The sequence below is a fragment of the Nonomuraea longispora genome, assembly GCF_004348345.1.
Classification (GTDB): domain Bacteria; phylum Actinomycetota; class Actinomycetes; order Streptosporangiales; family Streptosporangiaceae; genus Nonomuraea; species Nonomuraea longispora.
Genome location: NZ_SMJZ01000016.1, coordinates 39,258 through 60,349, shown reverse-complemented (window position 1 = coordinate 60,349; position 21,092 = coordinate 39,258). Strand labels below are relative to the sequence as shown.

Annotated in this window: 18 protein-coding genes and 1 pseudogene; 5 read left to right on the top strand and 14 right to left on the bottom strand. The window is 71.8% G+C overall.

The window, feature by feature from the left end; translation table 11 throughout:
- Window positions 1–82: 82 nt before the first annotated feature.
- The 6 genes and pseudogenes from E1267_RS07110 to mraZ all read right to left on the bottom strand — a co-directional run.
- Window positions 83–1,312: pseudogene (locus tag E1267_RS07110) on the bottom strand (UDP-N-acetylmuramoyl-tripeptide--D-alanyl-D-alanine ligase); the annotation flags it as partial.
- Window positions 1,312–2,841, bottom strand: a complete 1,530-nt coding sequence (locus E1267_RS07105; RefSeq protein WP_132330997.1) for a UDP-N-acetylmuramoyl-L-alanyl-D-glutamate--2,6-diaminopimelate ligase — start codon at window positions 2,839–2,841, stop codon at window positions 1,312–1,314. The pseudogene E1267_RS07110 and the gene E1267_RS07105, both read right to left, overlap by 1 nt.
- A gap of 40 nt (window positions 2,842–2,881) precedes the next feature.
- Window positions 2,882–4,612 (bottom strand): peptidoglycan D,D-transpeptidase FtsI family protein, encoded by a 1,731-nt coding sequence (locus tag E1267_RS07100; RefSeq protein WP_132331024.1) that lies wholly within the window; start codon window positions 4,610–4,612, stop codon window positions 2,882–2,884.
- 950 nt (window positions 4,613–5,562) lie between these two features.
- Entirely contained in the window at window positions 5,563–6,060 is a 498-nt protein-coding gene (locus tag E1267_RS07095; protein WP_132330995.1) for a hypothetical protein, read from the bottom strand.
- Window positions 6,050–7,015 carry a 16S rRNA (cytosine(1402)-N(4))-methyltransferase RsmH gene (rsmH, locus tag E1267_RS07090; RefSeq protein WP_132330994.1) on the bottom strand — a complete coding sequence of 322 codons (966 nt, stop codon included), beginning with the start codon at window positions 7,013–7,015 and terminating at the stop codon, window positions 6,050–6,052. Before rsmH ends, E1267_RS07095 begins: the two co-directional genes overlap by 11 nt.
- A gap of 218 nt (window positions 7,016–7,233) precedes the next feature.
- Window positions 7,234–7,665: a division/cell wall cluster transcriptional repressor MraZ gene (gene mraZ, locus E1267_RS07085; RefSeq protein WP_132330992.1), complete on the bottom strand. Its 432-nt coding sequence runs from the start codon at window positions 7,663–7,665 to the stop codon at window positions 7,234–7,236.
- Between the two features lie 423 nt (window positions 7,666–8,088).
- Here mraZ and E1267_RS07080 point away from each other — a divergent pair, with 423 nt between their 5' ends.
- Genes E1267_RS07080 through E1267_RS07070 form a run of 3 tightly spaced genes read left to right on the top strand, consistent with a single transcriptional unit; the run spans window position 8,089 to window position 12,823 of the window.
- Entirely contained in the window at window positions 8,089–9,111 is a 1,023-nt protein-coding gene (locus tag E1267_RS07080) for an AAA family ATPase (protein WP_236667697.1), read from the top strand.
- On the top strand, window positions 9,108–10,370 hold the full coding sequence (locus E1267_RS07075; RefSeq protein ID WP_132330989.1) for a DUF58 domain-containing protein: 1,263 nt from the start codon (window positions 9,108–9,110) through the stop codon (window positions 10,368–10,370). The genes E1267_RS07080 and E1267_RS07075 overlap by 4 nt, the downstream gene beginning before the upstream one ends.
- Entirely contained in the window at window positions 10,367–12,823 is a 2,457-nt protein-coding gene (locus tag E1267_RS07070; RefSeq protein WP_132330988.1) for a transglutaminase TgpA family protein, read from the top strand. The genes E1267_RS07075 and E1267_RS07070 overlap by 4 nt, the downstream gene beginning before the upstream one ends.
- A gap of 63 nt (window positions 12,824–12,886) precedes the next feature.
- Here the strand turns inward: E1267_RS07070 and E1267_RS07065 are convergent, their stop codons facing one another.
- From E1267_RS07065 to E1267_RS47145, 8 genes are all read right to left on the bottom strand, one after another.
- Window positions 12,887–13,303: a DUF3040 domain-containing protein gene (locus E1267_RS07065; RefSeq protein WP_132330986.1), complete on the bottom strand. Its 417-nt coding sequence runs from the start codon at window positions 13,301–13,303 to the stop codon at window positions 12,887–12,889.
- A gap of 229 nt (window positions 13,304–13,532) precedes the next feature.
- Window positions 13,533–14,774: a DNA polymerase IV gene (gene dinB, locus E1267_RS07060; RefSeq protein WP_132330985.1), complete on the bottom strand. Its 1,242-nt coding sequence runs from the start codon at window positions 14,772–14,774 to the stop codon at window positions 13,533–13,535.
- 112 nt (window positions 14,775–14,886) lie between these two features.
- Window positions 14,887–15,606, bottom strand: coding sequence for a methyltransferase domain-containing protein (locus E1267_RS07055; protein WP_132330983.1), 720 nt, complete (start codon window positions 15,604–15,606; stop codon window positions 14,887–14,889).
- A gap of 289 nt (window positions 15,607–15,895) precedes the next feature.
- Window positions 15,896–16,240, bottom strand: a complete 345-nt coding sequence (locus E1267_RS07050) for an MmcQ/YjbR family DNA-binding protein (protein ID WP_132330982.1) — start codon at window positions 16,238–16,240, stop codon at window positions 15,896–15,898.
- A 157-nt stretch (window positions 16,241–16,397) separates the two neighbouring features.
- Window positions 16,398–16,808, bottom strand: a complete 411-nt coding sequence (gene nusB, locus E1267_RS07045; protein WP_132330980.1) for a transcription antitermination factor NusB — start codon at window positions 16,806–16,808, stop codon at window positions 16,398–16,400.
- Window position 16,809: 1 nt separating this feature from the next.
- Window positions 16,810–17,370 carry an elongation factor P gene (efp, locus tag E1267_RS07040; protein ID WP_132330978.1) on the bottom strand — a complete coding sequence of 187 codons (561 nt, stop codon included), beginning with the start codon at window positions 17,368–17,370 and terminating at the stop codon, window positions 16,810–16,812.
- A 25-nt stretch (window positions 17,371–17,395) separates the two neighbouring features.
- Window positions 17,396–18,433: a M24 family metallopeptidase gene (locus E1267_RS07035; protein ID WP_132330976.1), complete on the bottom strand. Its 1,038-nt coding sequence runs from the start codon at window positions 18,431–18,433 to the stop codon at window positions 17,396–17,398.
- Between the two features lie 58 nt (window positions 18,434–18,491).
- Complete coding sequence (locus E1267_RS47145; RefSeq protein WP_165959492.1) at window positions 18,492–20,072, bottom strand: serine/threonine-protein kinase; 1,581 nt, start codon at window positions 20,070–20,072, stop codon at window positions 18,492–18,494.
- 166 nt (window positions 20,073–20,238) lie between these two features.
- Between E1267_RS47145 and E1267_RS07025 the strand changes: the two genes are divergently transcribed.
- Entirely contained in the window at window positions 20,239–20,844 is a 606-nt protein-coding gene (locus E1267_RS07025) for a DUF2975 domain-containing protein (protein WP_132330973.1), read from the top strand.
- Entirely contained in the window at window positions 20,844–21,053 is a 210-nt protein-coding gene (locus tag E1267_RS07020; RefSeq protein WP_132330971.1) for a helix-turn-helix domain-containing protein, read from the top strand. The genes E1267_RS07025 and E1267_RS07020 overlap by 1 nt, the downstream gene beginning before the upstream one ends.
- Window positions 21,054–21,092: the final 39 nt, after the last annotated feature.

Here is a 21,092-nt window from a genome sequence, read left to right as displayed (position 1 = left end):
CCCCGGCACCCTGCGCACCGGGCACGTGGGGATCCGGGAGCTGCGGGCCGGGAGGCTGGGTGGGGGTGGTCGCGGAGGCTTGGGCGGCCGCGTGGGCGCCCTGGAGCACCGGCCCGGCTTCGGGCCCCGCCACGATCAGCCCGGCCAGCCCCGCGCCGCCGGCCAGCCGGCCGAGTTCGGCGTTGAGCGCGGGCCCGTCGTCGCCCAATTCCCGCAGCGCCGCGATGACGGCGAAGCGCCGCCGTCCCCGCCCCAGCGCCTCGAACGCCTCGAACGCCGCCCGCATCGAGTCGGGGTTGGCGTTGTAGGCGTCGTTGACGACCGTCACCCCGTCGGCCCGGTCGGTGACCTCCATCCGCCACCGGCTGCGCGGCGTCGCCTCGGACAGCTCGGCGGCGATGGTGGCGACGGGCAGCCCCAGCTCGTATCCGGCGGCGGCCGCGGCGAGGGCGTTCTCGACAGCGTGCTCGCCGTACAGCTTGAGGGACACGTGCGCGCTGCCGGAGGGGGTGCGCAGCGTGAAGGAGGCGCGCCCGCGGGCGTCGAGCACGACCTCCTCGGCTCTGATGGCGGCGGACTCGCCCCTCCCGAAGTACGTGACCCGGGCGTCGGTGCGGGCGGCCATCGCGCGGACCAGCGGGTCGTCGGCGTTGAGCACGGCCACGCCGGTGCGCGGCAGCGCCTCGACGAGCTCGCCCTTGGCCTTGGCGATGGCCTCCTTGCCGCCGAACACGCCGAGGTGCGCGGTGCCGACGTTGAGCACCACGCCGATCTGCGGCGGCGCGATGCGGGTCAGGTTTTTGATGTGGCCGACGGTGCGGGCGGCGAGTTCGAGGACCATGAACCGGGTGTCGGCGTCGGCCCGCAGCACGGTCAGCGGGTGGCCGAGTTCGTTGTTGAAGCTGCCGACGGGAGCGATGGCGGGCCCGATGCGGGCGGTGAGCCTGGCCAGCAGATCTTTGGTGCCGGTCTTGCCCGCCGAGCCGGTCACGCCGATGACGGTGACCTTGGGCAGCGCGCGGACCTGGTCGGCGGCCAGCGCGGCCAGCGCGGCGGCGGCGTCGGGGACGATCACCGCGGGCGCCTCGACGGGCCTGGTGGCCAGGACGGCGACCGCTCCTGCCCTGATCGCCTGCTCGGCGTAGTCGTGACCGTCGACCCGCGCGCCTTTGAAGGCGACGAACAGGGATCCCGGTTCTACGGCCCGCGAGTCGATCACTACGGGCCCGCGCACCACGGCGCGGGGATCGGCCATGCCCGACAGGGCTCCCGAGGTTATCTCGGCGATCCTGGCCAGAGGCAACGGGATCATTAGTGCTTCCTGCTTTCCTTGCGTGCGTCGATCGCTTCGGCGACCACTTCGCGGTCGTCGAAGGGGATCACCTCGCCTGAAACGTACTGGCCCTGCTCATGGCCCTTGCCGGCCACGACGATCACGTCGCCGCGCCCGGCCCGGGCGATCGCCAGGCCGATGGCGGCCGCGCGGTCGGGCTCAATGATCACATGTGCGCGGTCGTGCTGCGGAACGCGGAGCGCCCCCTCCATCATCGTCGCGAGGATGGTGAGCGGATCCTCGGAGCGAGGATTGTCGTTGGTAAAAATAGCCACATCTGCCAGCTGAGCGGCGATCTCACCCATGATGGGCCGTTTGCCCTTGTCGCGGTCGCCGCCGCAGCCGAGCACGATCGTCAGCTCCCCCGCCGTGACCGACCGCAGCGAACGCAGCACCGACTCCACCGCGCCCGGTTTGTGGGAGTAGTCAACGAGTGCCTGGAAGTCTTGCTCGGCGCCCGTGATGCGCTGCATGCGCCCAGGGACCCCGGTGAGGGATCCGACGCCGTGCACGGCGGTCTGCAGCGGCACCCCGGCCTCGACCAGGGTCACGATGGCGCCGAGCGCGTTGGCCACGTTGAACGGGCCGGGCAGCGCGATCTGCGCGTCGGCCTCGACCCCGCCGGGACCCACCACCCGGAACGCGCTGCCGTCGGCGCCGAGCCTGGCGTCGACCGCCCGCCACCCGGCCCGCGGATCGCCCTCGGCCGAGAACGTGGTCATCGGCACCTTGGCCAGACCGAGCAGCTCACGCCCGTAGGGATCGTCGTAGTTGGTCACCCCGGCGCGGCTCAGCTCGGGCTGGAACAACCGCGCCTTGGTCGCGAAGTAGTCGTCGAAGTCCCTGTGGAAGTCGAGGTGGTCCTGCGACAGGTTGGTGAACAGGGCCACGTCGTAGAAGATGCCGTCGACCCGGCCGAGCGCGAGCGCGTGGCTGGAGACCTCCATCACGGCCGCGCCGACGCCCTCCTCGCGCATCAGCGCGAACAGTCCGTGCAGGTCGCAGGCCTCCGGCGTGGTGAGCGTGGGCGCGAAACGCTCCTCCCCCACGTGGATCTCGACGCCGCCCACCAGGCCGGCCGTGTGCCCGGCCGCCTTCAGGCCCGCCTCCAGCATGAACGTGGTGGTGGACTTGCCGCTGGTGCCGGTGACGCCGAGGATCTGGACGTCGTGGGCCGGCTGGCCGTACACCCAGGAGGAGATCTGCCCCAGCAGGGCGCGCGGGTCGGGCACGATCAGCACGGGCAGCCCCGTTGCGACGGCCGCGTCGCGGCCGGCCCGGTCGGTGAGCACCGCGACGGCGCCGCTCGCCATCGCCTGGGCGGCGAAGTCGGCGCCGTGCACCCGGCTCCCGGACAACGCGACGTAGAGATCGCCGCGCCGGACGGCACGGGAGTCGTTGGTGACACCGGTCAGTGCCGCGTGTGGCGACCGTGACGTGCCGGAATCGGCGTCGATCATGGTCGCGAGCCCGGTCAGCGGGCGGGGCGGGCTGGTCGTGGGACGCATAGACGACGGGGGACGCACGGCGAGAGCGTACCTTCCCTGCTCACTGTCCCGCGCGCGTCCGCACCGGCGGCGCGGCGGAGCCTGTGGGAGGAATCTTCTTGCTCTTGATGGCGAACGTCATCACATCCTTGAACACGGGGGCGGCCAGCTGCCCGCCGAAATGGCCGTTCTTCGGGTTCTGCAGGACGGAAAGCACCACGAGCCGAGGGTTGTCCGCGGGGCTGAACCCCACGAACGAGGCCGTGTAACCGTCATAACGGCCGAGCTCGGCATCATAGCGGTTCGCCGTGCCCGTCTTGCCCGCCACCCGATAGCCGGGGATGGCCGCGAGCTGCCCGGTGCCCTCCTCGCCCACCGCGCTCTCCAGCATGGCCGTGATCTCCTTCGCCGTCGTCTGGCTCACCACCCTGGTCTGCTTACCGGGCGGAGCAGGGACGAACCTGCCCGACGGGTCGGTCGTGCCCGCGACGATCTGCGGTTCGATCTTGACGCCCCCGTTGGCGATGGTCTGGTAGACGCTGGCCATCTGCAGCGCGGTCACCGACACGCCCTGCCCGTAGGCGACCGTGCAGCTCTGGCTGCCTGACCACTCCCTGTAGTCGGGCAGCAGGCCGGCCTCCGCGCTGGGCACGCCGCCGCCCGGCCGCGTGCCGAACCCGAACTTCTTGAGCATCTTGTGCAGGCCCTCGCTGCCGACCTCGCGCGCCGCCATGATCGTGGCCACGTTGCTGGACTGCGCCATGGCCTGGAGGAACGTCATCGACTCCGTCTTGTGCGTGTGCGCGTCGCGCAGGACCTGGTCGGCGCACCGGATCCGGTCGGGCACCTCGAACACCGTGTGCGGTTCCACCACCCCGGCCTCCAGCGCGGCGGCCGCGGTGATCACCTTGTTGGTGCTGCCGGGCTCGAAGACGTCGGCGGCGGCCTTGTTGACGTAGCTGCTCGCCGGGGCCTCGCGCCAGTCGTTCAGGTCGAGCTCGGGAGAGTTGGCCATGGCGATGATCTGCGCGTTCCGCACGTCCATCACGATGACGGTGCCGCTTTCGGCTCCGGACTCGCGTACCTGCTCGCCGATCGACTTCTGGGCGGCCCACTGGATGTCGCGGTCGATGGTGAGGCGTACGTCGCGGCCGTTCACGGGGGCCGTGCGCTGGCTGCTCGTCATCGGGATGCGCAGGCCGTCACGGCCGGTCTCGACGCGCATCTCCCCGTCGCGGCCCGCCAGCAGCGAGTTCCTGGCCTGTTCCATGCCGCCGAGGCCGTCGCCCTCGTCGCCCACGAACCCGACCAGGCTTCCCGCCAGATCACCCGCGGGGTAGAGCCGGCGGTAGGTCTTCTTCGCCGACAGCGCGGGCACGCGGGCCTGGAGCAGGCGGCTGGCCACCACGGGATCGACTCCCCTGGCCAGGAGCTGGTAGCGGGTGTTCGGCGTGGCCAGCTTGGCGGCGATCTCCTGCTGGTCCTTGCCCAGGTGCTTGGCCAGCACGGCCGCCACGTTGGCGCGCCCGGCCTCCGGCACCTTCGACGGGTCGATCGACACGTCGCGCGCCTCGACCGTCACGGCGAGCTCGTGGCCGTTGACGTCGGTGATCGAGCCGCGCTTGGCGGGGATGTTCTCGGTGTGCTGGCGCTGGTCCGCCGCCGCGGCGGCGTACACCTTGGAGTCGAGCCCCTGCATCTGGATCAGCCGCCCGGCGAAGATCGACAGCACGAACGTCATGCCGATCAGGCCGATGTTGATGCGCCTGCGCGGGCTGCCGAGCCGCAGCATGAGCGGCGGCCTGGGCGGGCGCGGCGGTGTGGGGGGCCGGCGCGGGCCCCTGGGTGGCGGCGCGTCTCCGCCGCGGCGCGTCGCCACCCGCTCACGGCCGCCCGGCGCCGGATCCGGCCTGGAGCCCGCGGCCTGCGGCCTGGCTCCTGCCGCCTGGGTACGGCGCAGCGGCCCGTCCTCGTGTCTGCCGGGGCGGCGTGGGTCACCGGCGTCCGGCCTGGCGCCGTCACGGCGCGAACGCGGGCCCTGCGGCGCGTCGGGCGCGTCCCGGCGGTCGCCGCGCCCGCGTGTGCGTTCGTCGCGGCCCCTGAGCCGGTCGGCGGCGTCGCGGCCCTGGGGAGGACGCCCTCTGGGACGCTCCCCCTCGTCCCGGCCCGGGGTGGAACGCCCTCGGGGACGCGGGCCCTCCTCGCGGCCCTGCGGAGCCCGGCCGCGCAGCCGGTCGTTCTCGTCACGCCCCTGCGGCGTGCGCCCTCTCGGGGCGTCGCCGCCGCGGCCACGGGAGACGCGGCCCCTCGGCGGGTCGCTCTCATCACGAGGCCGCCGGCGCACTCCCGCATCGCCCGCGCTGCCCCGCCCGGAAGCACGCCCGGAGTCACGCCCGGACGCGCGCCCGGAGCCGCGGCCCGGGTCGCGGTCGGAATCACGGTCCTGGTCCCGGCCGGAGTCGCTGGGGCGGCGGCCGCGTGGGGAGCCCGGCTCCTGCGGCGGCCGGTCCCTCGTCGCGTCGTCACGCCCGAACGGCAGGTCGAACGGGTCGGGCTTGCGTGGCCGGCGGGGCGGTTCGTCCGGGGACGCCGGGCGGCCCGTGCCCTCGGAGCGGGCCGAGCCGCCTTGCCGTCCGCCCCGCCCCGGACCTCCCGGCGTACGACGAGCGGCGCCTGGCCCTCCTTGAGAGCCGGCGCCGCCAGCGCCACGGCCGGGTCCCTGCCCCCTGCCGCTGGAGTCCCTCACCGTTCCCTGTCCACCCGGCTGGCTCGCTCTCCCGCGCTGGTCCAGGCGTTCGGGTTGTCCCAGTCGGGGTGCTGGCCCTGCTTCTCGGCCATCTCGGCGATGACGTCCGGCTGGGTCTTGCGCTGGTATTCCTGGTTGATCTTCTCGTTCTCCTGGCGCGCCACGGCGATCTCCTCGCGCAGGTTGGCGTCGGTGATCGCGTCCTTGGCCAGCATGGTGTTGAGCAGCAGCAGGCTCACCAGGCCACCGCAGAGCAGCCCGACGACGAGCAGCACGAACGGCGCGCGCTGCCGGCGCGCGGGCCTTGGCCGCGGGACGGGGCCGGTCTCGGGACGCGCTCGGCCGGTGACCGGCCGCGCGCCTCCGGCGTGGGGGCGCGCGTCAGGACGGGGCCGCGGCTTGGACTGGTGCTGCGCTCCGGACCGGCGCGTGCCCGTCTTGGGCACGGCGCGGCGGACGGGCGCACCCCGGCCGAACTCCTGCTCAGTCGTCAACACGGATCCTCTCTGCCGCCCGTAGCCGGGCCGAGGCCGCCCGCGGGTTGCGGGCGAGCTCTTCTTCGCTCGGGAGCTCGGCTCCCCTAGTCAGCAGGCGGAACCTCGGCTGATGCGCCGGCAGCGGGACCGGCAGCCCGGGCGGGCTGGTGTCCTTGGTTCGCGCCGTGAGGGCCTGCTTGGTCAGCCGGTCCTCGAGTGAGTGGTAGGAGAGCACGACGACTCGCCCACCGAGCGCCAGCGCGTCGAGCGCCGCGGGAAGCGCCGCCTCAAGGGCGGACAGCTCCGCGTTCACCTCGATGCGCAGCGCCTGGAAAGTCCTCTTGGCGGGGTTTCCGCCGGTACGCCGCGTCGCGGCCGGGATCGCCTGCCGGACGATGTCCGCCAGCCGCTTGGTCGAGGTTATTGCCTCTTTGGCCCGTTCTCTGATGATCAGGCCCGCGACACGCGGGGCGAATCGTTCTTCGCCGTAGTCACGCAGGATGCGGACCAACTCGTCCGCGGCGTAGGTGTTGACCACCTGCTCCGCCGTCAGCTCCTGCTCGGTGTCCATCCGCATGTCGAGCGGGGCGTCGTAAGCGTAGGCGAACCCGCGCCCGGCCTCGTCGAGCTGCGGCGAGGAGACCCCCAGGTCGAACAGCGCCCCGTCGACCGTGGTGCGCCCCTCACCGGCCAGCACCTCGGCCAGGTCGGCGGAGGACGCGTGCACCAGGGTCGTCCTGTCGGCATAAGGGCTCAGCCTGCGGGCCGAGTGCTCGATCGCGAAAGGGTCGCGGTCGATCCCGATCAGGTGGAGCGCGGGAAAGGCGGCGAGCAGGGCCTCCGCGTGCCCGCCGAGGCCGAGATTGGCGTCGACGACCACCGGCGCGCGGCCGGACAGCGCGGGACCGAGCAGTTCCAGAACGCGCTCGAGCATCACCGGAACGTGACCGCCCGTGCCGACGTCGTTCTGCATCTCCAACCCCCCTTTCGCGTCCTGCTCGCGGATGACGCGTATCGATCGTCTCGCCGGTCTTCCTGGGTCCCCACCCGGCGCCGTCCGGCCAGGTCCCCATCCGCACCCTCTTCGTGGACGCCTGTCATCTGACACCGGGGAAGGTGCATCAGCTGGCAGACAGTGGTTGCGGGTGGAGACCTCGCCGAACGACATCACCGACGGATCGACCGTGGTCACTACAGGATCCCTGGCAGCACCTCCTCCGACAGATCGGCGAACGCCTGCTCCTGCGCGCTGAGATAGGTTTCCCAGGCCTGCGCGTCCCAGATCTCCAGCCGGGTGTTGGCCCCGATGACAACGCAGTCACGCTCCAACCCCGCGTACTGGCGGAGACTCTGCGGGATCGTGATGCGTCCTTGTTTGTCCGGTTTCTCGTCGGACGCACTGGCGAAGAAGACGCGGCTGTAGTCACGCACCGCCTTGGCGGTGACCGGGGCGGTGCCGAGAGCCTCGGTTATGCGCTGGAACTCCTCCACGGGAAAGACGTAGAGGCATCGCTCCTGGCCTTTGGTGATCACAAGACCCTCCGCCAGCTCCTCACGGTACTTAGCCGGCAGGAACAGCCGTCCCTTGTCGTCCAGACGCGGTTGATGGGTGCCGAGGAACATCGGCCCCACCTCCCGTGCCTCGTGAAGCGCTCAGCGCTGGCGCACCGGGCCCTCCACTGCGCACCACCATACTCCACTTCTCCCCACCGTCAACTGATTCGAACCGTCTTCATCATCAGTTTCCGTTGCGTTACCGCAGGTCAGAGCGGTGGAGTGCAGTGAAGGGGGGTGAGCGGCCGGTCAACCCTCATGGGCGTGTCGAGGGTTGTAAAGACCGCGAAATTAGGCGGCGAGCGCCACACGAAGGCCGGGGTGGGGGAATGTGGCGCGGATCATGGCCCTCGTGTCACTGGATTCGCATCGCTATGCCACAAGAACAGGCACATCGCCGAGGTTCGCTGGAATATCCACAAATGTCGCTCGCGAACCCACAGCGTCGTAGGGTCGTACACACAATGGAAAAGGAATGGCATGGCTCCCGCAATGGCACCAACGGGACAGCCGTCGCACTTCTCTCATGGAGGCCTGGTGGCAGTTACCCATGACGTCCCTCCCCAGCTCGGCGAGCTGGTCTCCACCGCCCACCGGATTCGGCAGGCCATCGAATCGGTGATCGAGGGCAAGAGCGACGCCGTCCGCCTCACGCTGACCGTCCTGCTCGCCGAGGGGCACCTCCTCATCGAGGACGTGCCCGGGGTCGGCAAGACCATGCTGGCCAAGGCTCTCGCCCGGTCGATCGACTGTCCTGTGCGGCGTGTGCAGTTCACCCCCGACCTGCTGCCCAGCGACATCACCGGGGTGAGCGCGTACAACCAGCAGACCCGAGAGTTCGAGTTCAAGCCCGGACCGGTGTTCGCCAACATCGTGGTGGGCGACGAGATCAACCGTGCCTCCCCCAAGACGCAGTCCGCCTTGCTGGAATGCATGGAGGAGCACCAGGTGACGGTGGACGGGGTGACGTACAAGCTGGACTCGCCGTTCATGGTGATGGCGACCCAGAACCCCATCGAGATGGAGGGCACCTATCCCCTGCCCGAGGCACAGCGCGACCGCTTCTCCGTACGGATCGCGATGGGCTACCCGGAGCCGACAGCCGAACTGGAGATGCTCGACGTGCACGGCAGCGCCTCGCCGCTCGACAAGCTCGAGCCGGTGGCGACGACGGCCGAGGTGCGGGCGCTCATCGAGGCCGTACGCGGGGTCTACGTCTCGCAGGCGGTCAAGAAGTACGCCATCGACCTGGTCGTGGCCACCCGCCACTCCCCCGACCTGCGGCTGGGCGCCTCACCCCGGTCCACACTGCAGCTCGTACGGGCCGCGCGGGCGCACGCGGCGCTGGCGGGCCGTGACTACGTCATCCCCGACGACGTGCAGGACCTTGCCGTTCCCGTGCTCGCGCACCGGCTGCTGCCCAGCACCGAGGCGCAGGGGCAGCGCCGCCTGCCCGAGCAGGTGGTGACCGATCTGCTCAGGCGCGTGCCGGTGCCCGAGTCCCGAGCGTCGTGAGGGCCGGCCTGCAGGCGCTGACCTCCAGGGGACGATCGTTTCTCGCCTCGGGGATCGCGGCGTTGCTGATGGCCCTGCTCCTGGGTGAGAACGACCTGTTCAGGATCGGGGTGCTGGTGACCGCGCTGCCGCTGCTGGCCGCGCTCGTGGCCGCGCGCACACGCTACCGGCTGAGCTGCGCCCGGCGGCTGGACCCGGCGAGGGCCGAGGTGGGCGGCGAGGCCACCGTCACTTTGCGGCTGGAGAACGTCACCAGGCTGCCGACCGGCCTGCTGCTCATCGAGGACACCGTTCCCTACGCCCTAGGGGTGCGGCCCCGGTTCGTGCTGGACCGGGTGGAGTCGCGGGGCGTACGGGAGATCGACTACCGGGTGCGCTCCGACCTGCGCGGCCGCTACACGATCGGCCCGCTGTCGATCCGCATCACCGACCCGTTCGGGCTGGTGGAGCTGACCCGCTCGTTCACCATCAGCGACACGCTCGTGGTGACGCCGCACGTCGCGGCGCTGCCGCACGTACGGCTGTCGGGCGAGTGGACGGGCGGCGGCGACAGCCGTACGAGGAGCGTGGCGGCGGCCGGCGACGACGACGTGGCTCCGCGCGAGTACCGGCAGGGCGACGACCTGCGGCGGGTGCACTGGCGCTCGACCGCCCGCCGCGGCGAGCTGATGGTGCGCCGGGAGGAGCAGCAGTGGCAGAGCCGCGGCGCGCTCCTGCTCGACACCCGCAGGCACGCCCACCGCGGCGAGGGCCCGCGCTCCTCGTTCGAGGTGGGGGTCTCGGCCGCGGCCTCGATCGGCGTGCACCTCGCCCGTGAGGGACTAGGCCTGCGGCTGGTGACCGACCAGGGTGCCGAGCACCTGACCGACACGGGCCTGAGCTGGTCGTTGCTCGACACCCTTGCCGTGGTACGGCACAGCCCGGCCCGCTCGCTGGAGATGGGGGTCTCCGCCCTGCGGCAGGGCGGCGGCGACGGGCTGGTCGTGGCCGTGCTCGGCGCGATGGACGCGGAGGAGGCGAGGGAACTGGCCAGGCTGAGACACAGCGGCATCACCGGTGTGGCGGTCCTGCTCGACGTGGCGACCTGGAACGGCGGCGACAAGAAGGCGGCCGAGGACCTCGAGGCGGTGCAGACCGTGCTCGCCGGGTACGGCTGGCGCATCGTACGGCTGCCCGCCGGCACCTCGATCGCCAACGTCTGGCAGGACGCCGCCAGCCGCGGCAGGTTCGCGGCCGGCATGACGGGGGGTGCGGCATGAGGCTCACCGCCGCCTCGGGCGTGGCCGCGTTCACCGCGGCGATCCTGCTCTACCCGCTCTTCGAGGGCGGCGACTGGTTCTGGGCGTCGCTCGGCGCCGTGCTCGCGGTGATGGCCGCGGGTCTGCTCACCAGCCGCCTGTCGCTGCCCGCGTGGGCGGCCCCGCTCGTGGCGCTGGCCGCGACGTGGATCTACCTGACCGTCACCTTCACGTCGGACGAGGCGTGGGCGCTGGTGGTGCCGACGAAGGGCTCGGTCGCGGAGCTGGCCCGGCTGCTGGGTGTCGGCTGGGCCGACATCCAGCGCTTCGCCGCACCCGTGCCGGAGACCGCCGGCATCACGCTGCTGACCACGGGCGGCGTGGCGCTCATCGCGATCACCGTGGACCTGCTGGCCGCGCGGCTGCGGCGGGCGGCGCTGGCCGGGCTGCCGCTGCTGGCCCTGGCCACGGTGCCGGCCACGATCCTGGCCGACCCGATCAGCTGGCCCGCCTTCATCCTCGCCGCGCTGGGGTTCCTCAGCCTGCTCATCGCCGACGGGCGCGAGCGGGTGGGGCACTGGGGCCGGGCCGTGCTCGTGCGGCGCACCACCCGTGCCGCGCAGCCGCATGACGGCGCCCCTTCCACGGCCGACACGAGTGGCCTGCGCCTGTCCGGCAAGCGCATCGGGTTCGCCGCCATCGCGCTGGCCGTGCTGGTGCCGGCCGCGCTGCCGGCGATGGAGCCGGTGTCGTTCTTCACCTTCGGCGTGGGCGGCAACGGGTCGGGGCGGGGCAACTCGATCAGCATCGCCGACCCGGTCGCGAACCTGAAGGGTCAGCTGGAGCTGCCCGAGCGGCGGGAGGTCCTCACCTACAGCAACAACGACGACCAGGCCAGATACCTGCGGATCTACTCGCTCGACCGGTTCGACGGCCAGCAGTTCGGCATGACCGAGCCGAAGGGTGCGCCGCAGAACCGGACGGACAACGGCCCGCTGCCCGACCCTCCCGGGCTCAGCCGGAAGCCGAAGGTCAACAAGGTGGTCACGAACATCCGCATCAGCGACGAGGTCTCCCGGCTGTCGTTCCTGCCGCTGCCGTACCCGGCCCGGCAGATCCGGGTGGACGGCGACTGGCGGGCCGACGTCGACACGCTCATGGTCTTCTCCACCCGTGACGAGGCCGCCGGCCTGGAGTACGACGTGGCGTCGAGCGAGCCGGAGCCGACGCCGGACCTGCTCGACTCGCTCGACGGGGAGCAGCCGAGGGTCGACGACCGGTACCTGGCGCTGCCGGACAACCTGCCGCCCGAGATCGCCGCGCTGGCCGAGCGGGTCACCCGTAGCGCCTCGACCACGTACGAGGCGGCGGTGAAGCTGCAGCGCTTCTTCACCACGGACGGCGGTTTCACCTACAACCTGCGCACGCGGGGGCACAGCAACTCGGCGCTGCGGGACTTCCTGCTGCGTGACCGGGCGGGCTACTGCGAGCAGTTCGCCGCGTCCATGGCGGTGCTGGCCAGGCTCGTGGGCATCCCGTCGCGGGTGGCGATCGGCTACACGGGCGGCATGAAGATCGGCGACCGGTGGACGGTCGGCACCAACGACTCGCACTCCTGGCCCGAGCTGTACTTCGAGGGCGTGGGCTGGCTGCCGTTCGAGCCGACCCCGTCGGGGTCGGTCGGCCAGGGCAGCGCGCGTGTGCCTCCGTACTCGCTGCCCAGGCCGAGCACCGACACGGCCGAGGAGTCGACGCCGTCGACGGAAGAGAGCGGCTCCCCGGCCGACGAGCCGCAGGACCCGCAGGCCCGGCGCAACGAGCGGCAGCTGGACCGCGAGGCCCAGGCCGCGACCGGCGGGCTGCCGCCGGACGACTCGATGCCGCTGATCGGCCAGATCGGCATCGGCGCGGGCGCGCTGCTGGTGCTCCTGCTGATCCCCGCGGGGGTGCGGCTGGTCGCGCGGAACAGGCGCGTGCGCACCCTGAGGGAGAAGGCGCCGCGGCCGTCAGCGCCGCCGGCGCCGCCGGGGAAGGCACCAGGGAAGGCGCCGGGCAAGGGCGGCGGGAACGCCGTCCCCTGGGTGGCGGCCGTCTGGGCGGAGCTGGACGACGTGCTGTACGACTACGGGATGGCCCGCGAGGGCAGCGAGACGCCGCGGGCACTGGCCCGGCGGCTGACCCAGCAGTACGAGCTCGACCCGGACTCCGCGGCGGCCGTCTCGGCCGTCGCGTCGGCGATCGAGCGCGCGATGTACGCCAGGGACCCCGGCCGGACCGCGCCCATGAGCAAGGACCTGCGCCAGGTGCGGCAGGCCCTGGCGGCCACGGTGTCGCGCGGCAGGCGGATCAGGGCGGTGCTGCTGCCCCCGTCGACGCTGCACCGGCTGCGGCGCATGGGTGAGGGCCTGCTCGACGGGTTCGACCTGCTGGAGAACATCAGGCTGCGGCGGACGGCGGCGCCCAAGGGATCATGACCACATGACGGAACGTGCGGCCGCTCCCCTGGTCAGGGGAGCGGCCGCACGCTTTCCGGTGCGTCAGCGCTCGTCGTGGCGACGGCGCCAGCGCTCTTCCATACGCTCCATGAAGGTGCCACGGTTGCCTCTGCGGGGCTGTTTGCCCCGAGGTGCGGCCGTGCCGCCACCGGGGGCGGCCGGGGGCGAGTCACCGAACCCATTCATACGTTTCCAGCTGGACAAGCCCCACAAACACGCGGCGAGCATGACCACGAAACCGCCGACGCCGAGCGGGATCAGGGCACTGCCACTGACGACCACGCCGACCATCATGATGACGACGCCGAGGGCAAAGCCGATGGAGGCTTTGACCAGGCGTCGCTTGTAATGGCTGCGCGGGTCACTGATCCGTACGGTGTTGGCCCACTTCGGGTCCTCGGCGTAGAGGGCCTGCTCGATCTGGTCGAGCAAGCGCTGCTCGTGCTCAGAGAGCGGCACGGCGCCTCCCAAGGACGGCCCCAGGACGGGGAAGACGGCAACGGACGACACGGGGTGTCCGAACCTCGCGGTCGGTCATCCCCAGGATACGAGGCTGTAGACGCAGGCGAAAGCAAACGTCCAACGCAGACCAAACCGGAGGTGACGTCATGGCTCCATTGTGACCCATCTCGTCCTCCTTCCCCCAAAACTGGGACACTGACGTCCCTCTAAATCTGGACATCGAACGTCATGTCTCTATTTCATCAAGCTTGCCACGTACGAGCGATGCTGGGAGTACCGCGTCGGGACCGAATCTCCGGATCGCCTTGTCCATGGCCTGTTCGGCCTCACGCCAGCCGGTCTCCCGCTCACCCAGCGTGAGCTGGCGCACCGCTTCGCCGGCCGGTCGCAGGCTCTCCATCCGCACGCCCACCAGGCGCAACCTCACACGTTCGAGGCCGGCCACGTCGAACAGCTCGCACGCGGTGGCGTAGATGACCTGCGCCACATCGGTGGGCTCGCGAAGAGTGCGCGAGCGGTTGATCGTGCTGAAATCGGCGCGGCGGAGCTTCACACTTACCGTTCTTCCCACGTGTCCGCCCTTACGCATCCGGGCGGCCACCCGCTCCGACAGGCGCAGCAACTCCCGCTTGATCACCTCGGGATCGTCCACGTCGGCCGCGAACGTCTCCTCGTTGCCGATGCTCTTGTCGGGCACGTGGGCGGTCACCGGGCGTTCGTCACGCCCCCAGGCCAGCGCCGCGAGATGGCCGCCCACGGCCTGCCCCAGCTCCCGCTGCAGGGTGCTGGACGGCACCCTGGCCAGATCTCCGACCGTGCGGATGCCGAGCCGCACCAGCGCCTGCTCGGTGCGCTCCCCCACCCCCCAGAGCGCCGACACGGGCAGCGGATGAAGGAACGCGACCACCTCACCGGCGGGCACCACCAGCAGCCCGTCGGGCTTGCACTGCTTGGAGGCGAGCTTTGCCACGAATTTGCTCGCGGCCACGCCGACGGAGCAGGTGATGCCGTAGCGGTCGAGGACCTGCTCCCTGATCATGGCGGCGACGGCCGCGGGCGGGCCGAGCCTGCGCCTGGCTCCCCCGACGTCGAGGAACGCCTCATCCGAGGCGATCGGCTCGACCAGCGGGGTGATCGCGTGGAAGATCTCCATGACGCCCTTGGAGACCTCGGAGTATTTGCCGTGGCTGGGCGGGATGACCGTGGCGCGAGGGCACAGCCGGCGGGCCCTGCTCATCGGCATCGCCGAGTGCACTCCGTAGGCCCTGGCCTCGTAGGTGGCGCTGAGCACGACGCCGCGCCCCGCGGGAGAGCCGACGATCACCGGCCGGCCGCGCAGCTCGGGCCGCCCGAGCAGCTCGACGCTGGCGTAGAAGGCGTCCATGTCGACATGGAGGATCGGGCAGCCGCTGTCATCGACCCCGGTCCGCGGAGCGGGGCCGATGCCGGTGATCTGCTTGCGAGACACGCGCCGAGTCTATCCGAACGGGCGTTCTACACCGAGGGGGGCTGGCATCGATCTTTCCTTCCTGACGCTGGTAAGGCGCGATCTCCGCCGCACCGGTGCCGGTCGGCGGGGCTCAGGTCCTGTGGCCGAGCACGTGCAGCTGGGTGGCGATGTCTCTCAGCACCGGGTGGGTCGAGGCCGCCTGCTCGAGCGCGACGAGCGCGTCCGCGGCGCCGGGCTCGCCGTCGACGAGCCTGCTCGGCACCAGGTCGGCGAAGACCCGCACACCGTGGACGGCGCCGATGGAGAACCCGGTGGCGCCCAGCAGTTCGACCAGCGTGGCGGCGGCGAAGCGCCGGGGCGTGGGATCGCGCTCGCCCCAGCTCCCCTTCGGGTCGTCGAGCACCGACCTGGCCTCGTCGAACTGACCGGCGAGCGCCCGGTGGATCGCGCTGGCGACCGGGTTGGCGGCCAGCACGCTCACGGCCCCGCCCCTGCGCAGCAGGCCGGCGACGGCGGTCAGCGCGCCGATCGGATCTTCGACGTATTCCAGCACGCTGTGGCAGAGCACCAGGTCGGCGCTGTCGCGGCTGAGCAGCTCGCCCAGGTCGGCGGCGTCCCCCTGCAGCGCGCGCACGCCCACGCCCTGCTCCTTGGCGCGGCGTTCGAGCGCGGCCAGGGAGTCGGGGCTCGGGTCGACCACGGTGACGTCATGGCCGAGCGCCGCCAGGGGCACGGCGAACCCGCCGGTGCCGCCGCCCGCGTCGACGATGCCGAGCCGCTCGCGCCCGGTGGACGCGGCCCGCTCCGCCAGCACGGAACGCAACGCGTCCCAGACGACGGCGGTCCGCACCGCCGGGGTCCTCGTGACGCCTTCAGCACGCAACGTCGGCTCGCCTCCCTTTCCCTCGCGACCGGCGCCCTGGCGAACGCGCACTTCGCGAACGGCTCCTCCGCGGATGGGCCCAGCCTACGCGGTGCGCGCGATCGCCCGCTCCCCCGTAGCGCGACCCGCTGCGCCGGTCCCGGGCGCCGGTCCCGGGCGCCGCGCCCTGTCACGGTCGGTGTCCGGACTCCCGCACGGCCGGGCGCGGTGGCCATTCCGCCGGCCGGACGCGTGGTGGCCGTGCGGGACGGCACGGTCAGGCGTGGTCGTCGAGCTCGGCCGCCAGCCGCCTCGGCGCCCGCAACCGCCACGCCTCGGTCAGCAGTTCGCGCAGCTCCCCGGCGTCCACCGCCCCCAACCGCACGAGCACGATCGCATGCCCGTCGTAGTGCGGGGTGGTGAAGAACGTGGCCGGCTCGGCCGCGATGAGCCCGGCCTTCTCCTCCTCGGCGGACACCGGGAGGACGAGCACGTCGCCCTCTTCCCTCATCCGGGCGAACCACTTGCCGCGCACGTAGAAGGCGGGCGTGCCGTACATGGTCTTCTCGGTCGTCGCGGGCAGCGCCAGCGCGAGCCCGCGCACGTCCTCTTCCGTCACCATGGTGCGCACCTTAGCCGGACAGCAGGAAGAAGGGCGCGTCGCGGCTGGTGACGCGCCCTTGTCCCGCATGCCGGACAGGCCCGCACACGTCGTACGGGAGCCGCCGTGGTTGGAACGTACCCCGAACTCGCGGCCATGACGGCGGGAAAAAGGGTGTCTAAAGGGTGAGGCTTGGCTTGAGTTGCTTGAAGCGGGCCAGCAGGCCGTTGACGAACTGGGGGGACTCGTCGGTCGAGAGCTCCCCCGCCAGGTGCACCCACTCGCTGATGACCACGCCCTCGGGCACGTCGGGCATCCACAGCAGTTCGTACGTGCCGCCGCGCAGCAGATTGCGGTCGACCACCGGCATGCGGTCGAGGGTCCATCCCTCGGCGTAGGTCGTGATCAGCTCGTCGATGCGCTCGTTGTGCCGGGCGACGCCCTCGACGAGGGCCGAAGTGTATTCGTTGACCGGCGGCTCCTGCCGCTCCACCCGCTCGGCAAGGATCTTCAGCGGATCCTCGTCGCGCAACTCGGCCTCGAAAAGGATGTCGAGTGCCCGCCTGCGTGCTTTGCCGCGTGCCGACACCTCAGGCCCGGCCGAGGTATTCGCCGCTGCGGGTGTCGACCTTGACCTTCTCCCCGGTGGTGATGAACAGCGGAACCTTGATCTCGGCGCCGGTCTCCAGCGTGGCGGGCTTGGTGCCGCCGGTGGAGCGGTCGCCCTGCAGGCCGGGCTCGGTCTCCGAGATGGTCAGCTCGACGGCCGCGGGCAGATCGACGTAGAGCGCGGAGCCCTCGTTGAAGGCCACCGTGGCCAGGGTGTTCTCCAGCATGTAGCTGGCCGCGGTGCCGACCGTCGCGCTGGGCACGTTGACCATGTCGTAGGTCTCGGTGTCCATGAACACGAACTCGTCGCCGTCCTTGTAGGAGAACTGCATCTCGCGCTTGTCGACGTTGGCCACCTCGACCTTGACGCCGGCGTTGAACGTCTTGTCGAGAACCTTGCCCGACAGGACGTTCTTGAGTTTGGTGCGCACGAACGCGCCGCCCTTGCCCGGCTTGACGTGCTGGAATTCCACGACGGCCCAGAGCTCCCCGCCGTCGAGCCTCAGCACCATGCCGTTCTTCAGGTCGTTGGTCGTCGCCACTCGTTCTCTCCCGCGTGTGGCCGCTCTAAAGGACGAGCAGCTCCTTGGTGGTCCTGGTGAAAAGTTCCGGCCCGCCCTCGCGTGTCACCAGCGTGTCCTCAATGCGAACGCCGCCCCGGCCCGGAAGGTAGACCCCAGGCTCGACGGTGATCGGAACTCGATCCTCTAGTCTACCGGTCCGAGAGGGACCCAGGAACGGCTCCTCGTGGATCTGGAGCCCGACTCCGTGCCCCAGACCGTGCCTGAAGTGCTCGGCGTGACCCGCTCCGGCGATCACGGACCGGGCGGCGGCGTCCACGTCGCCCACCGGCGCTCCGGGGACGACCGCGTGACGGCCCGCCCGCTGCGCCTCGGCGACCAGGTCGTACAGCTCGCGCTGCCAGCCGGCGGGCGGGCCCAGGCTGACCGTGCGCGTCATGTCGGCGTGGTAGCCGCGGTGGCGGGCGCCGAAGTCCATGGTGACCAGGTCACCGGCGCGCAGCTCCCGGGTGGTGGGGGCGTGGTGCGGGATCGCGCCGTTCTCGCCGGCGGCCACGATCGTGTCGAACGCGGGCCTGTCGGCGCCCAGCTCGGTCATGCGGTTCTCGAGCAGGCGAGCCAGGTCGCGCTCGGTCATTCCGGGGGCGATCCGCTCCGCCACGTCGGCGAAGGCCTGGTCGGTGAGCTCGCATGCGGTACGCAGCAACGCCAGCTCGGCGTCGTCCTTGACCGTCCGCAACACCTCCACCACCGGCCCGAGCGGGACCAGCCCCTCGCCCAGCCGGCGGTAGGTGGCCACGCTCATGCTCGCCGCCTCGATGCCGGTCCCCGGCGCCGCCAGCGCTCCCGCCACGTCGGACGCCTCGACCGCCGGCACGTCGAGGTCGCGTGCCACGTCGATGTAGCGGTTGTCGGTGGCCAGCAGCGCCGACCCGTCGGCCCTGACGAGCACGGCCGCGTTGGAGCTGGCCAGCCCGGTCAGGTAGCGGACGTTCTCGGGCGAGGTGACGAGCAGGGCCTGGACCTCGTGGGCGGGCAGCAGCCCGGCGAGCCGCTCCCGGCGGGCGGCGTGGTCGAAGGTCATTGGGCCAATGTACGGCGTTTCGCCCCTCACATCACGATCACCCGCCCTGTCGCGGCGGTCAGCGGCCCGGCAGGCGCCACTCCCCCATGAACTCGGCCAGCGGCCCCCCTGGAGCCATGCGGCCTTTCTCCTGCGCGCGCAGCAGGTCGCGGTAGACGCCGGCGACGTGGTTGATCGCGGGGTCGATGTGGCCCTCGTCGAACTTCCTGCCCGCCTTGCTGATCTTCTCGCGGGCCTTGGCCGCGACGGCGGGGTCGATCCCGCCCATGGCCTGCTGGGAACTCAGCGCGTCGTCGAACGCCCCCAGCCACCTGCGCCACCCGCCCGGAGGAATGGCCTCACCCAGCGTGGCCTTGGGCGGCACCGTCTCGAGCAGGGAGGTCGGTTCGGTGTCGAGCGTGGTCACGACGCCGGGAGTGGGGGTGCCGGAGGGCGGGTCGAACGGCGTCTCGATCACGGTGCTCGGCTCGGAGGACGGTGTGGGCACGGCCCCCGTCCGCTGACCCGGCCCCGACGCCCACACCACCATGGCGACGACCACGACCGCGATGATCCCCACAGCCGCGCCGAGCTGGACGAACAGCTTGCGGTTGGCGGCGGCGGGCGCAGGTTCCAGGTCGCCCGCCTGGTAGATCGCGGTGTCACCGGCCCGGGGGACGGCGAACTGGTACACCTCGGTCGCCCCCGGCCCACCCTCCGGCCCGCCGCCGGGAGCGCCGGTCATGGGTGGGGCGGCCGGGTTGGCGCGGGGCCTGGCGATGGCCGCCAGCGCCCGCCGGATCGACTCGCCACCGGCCGGCCGCTTGGCCGGGTCCTCGGCGAGCATGGCCAGCACCAGCCGGTCAAGTTCCGCGGGGACCTCGGGCCGGTGCGCGCTCGGCGGCACAGGCTCGCCCCCGCGCGCCTGCGCCGTTCCCGCAGTGCCGGGTCCGCCGGGTCCGCCGCCACCGGGAGTGCCCGCCTCATCGGGTGCGCCCGTCCCGCCGCCGGCGCCACCAGCCGTGTCCGCGACGCCGGGCTGGGCCGGGCCGCCGGAGCCGGGACCGTGGGCGGTGGAGGGCGGGCGGCCGCAGAGGAGCTCGTAACAGACGGTTCCGAGCGCGTACAGGTCGCCGGGAGCCTGCGCCGCCTGCCCCGCGACCCGTTCGGGCGCCACGTACCGCGGGTCGCGGACGGGCGGTTCCTTGCCGTCCATCCCGAACCCGACGGCCTTGAGCACGCCGCTGCCCGCCCGGCGGAAGCTGTGCGGGTCGATCTGGCCGTGCACGACGCCGGCCCGGTGCGCGGCGTCGAGGCCGGCCGCGGCCTGCCCGATGAGGTCGCAGACCTCGACGATCGGCAGCGGGCCCCGCGCGGCCACCTCCTCCCCCAGGCTGAGGCCGGTGAGGAACTCCATCACGAGGAACGGCGCGCCGTCCTCGTCGCCGACGTCGAGCACCATGGCCACGTTCGGGTGGATGACCTTGGCCACGGCCTGAGCGTGCTGCTTGAGCACTTCTCTGGTGGCGGGCCCCGCCGCCTTGGCGCCGAGGACCTTGACGGCCACGACCCAGTCGGCCCGCGTGTCGTACCCCCGCCACACCTCACCCATCGGCCCGCTGCCGATGCGCTCGTCAAGCCGGTACCGGTCAGCGACCAAGGACGGCGCGCGCTCCGTCGCGTCGGACATATCCCCGCCAATAACTCGAACATCAGTATTTCGACCAACCATAAGGCCACGCAGCCACCGCCGCCCCGCCATCGCCCCGGCTGGCGGGCTTCCCGCCGTCTTGACGTAACGACTATCGTTATTTACGTTTATCGTTATGCCAACACGATGGGTCACCCGGCTCGAGACCTTGTTGTCCTTCGCCCTCGTCCTCGGCTGCCTGGGCGCCCTGGCCGCGCTCGCCGCGAACGTGGCGATCACCGTGTCCGGCGCGCCCAAGGGGATATCGATCCCCCTCCGCGTCTTCGACGTGTCCACCTCAGGGCTGGGCGTGGCCGGGGTCGCCGTCGACGGCGCCACCGCCGAGGCCATGGTCCGCCCGCAGGGCGCCTCACCGCTCGCGGGCCTGCTCTACCTGCTGATGTGGGCGCCGGGAGCGGCCACGGGCCTGTTCGCTCTGTCCACGCTCGTACGGGCGCTGCGCAGAGCGAGGTCGGGCGACCGGGCGCTGTTCTCCGCCACGACGGCCGCCCTCCTGCACAGGATCGGCTGGATCCTGATCGCGGGTTCGTGTGCGTCGGCCGCGCTCGGGATGGTGGCGGAGGCGGCACTCGCCTCCATGGTGCTGACCGAGAGCCATACGTTCTACCCGCCGTCGGACACGCTGCTCTGGGCCGTCGTCGCCGGGTTCGCCGCGCTCGGCGTGTCGGAGATCGTACGGCGGGGCCTGGCCCTGCTCGAAGAGGTCGAGGCCACGGTCTGATGGGCGAGCCGGTCGTCAGGGTGCGGCTCGACGAGCTGCTGAAGGAACGCGGCATGACGCTCACGGAGCTGTCGCACCGCGTGGAGATCACCGTGGTCAACCTGTCCATCCTGAAGAACGGGCACGCCAAGGCGATCCGCTTCTCCACGCTGGCGCGGTTGTGCCAGGCGCTCGGGTGCCAGCCGGGTGATCTGCTGACGTACGAATGACCGGGGGGACGGCGCGGAGAGCGGGCACGCCCGCCGCGC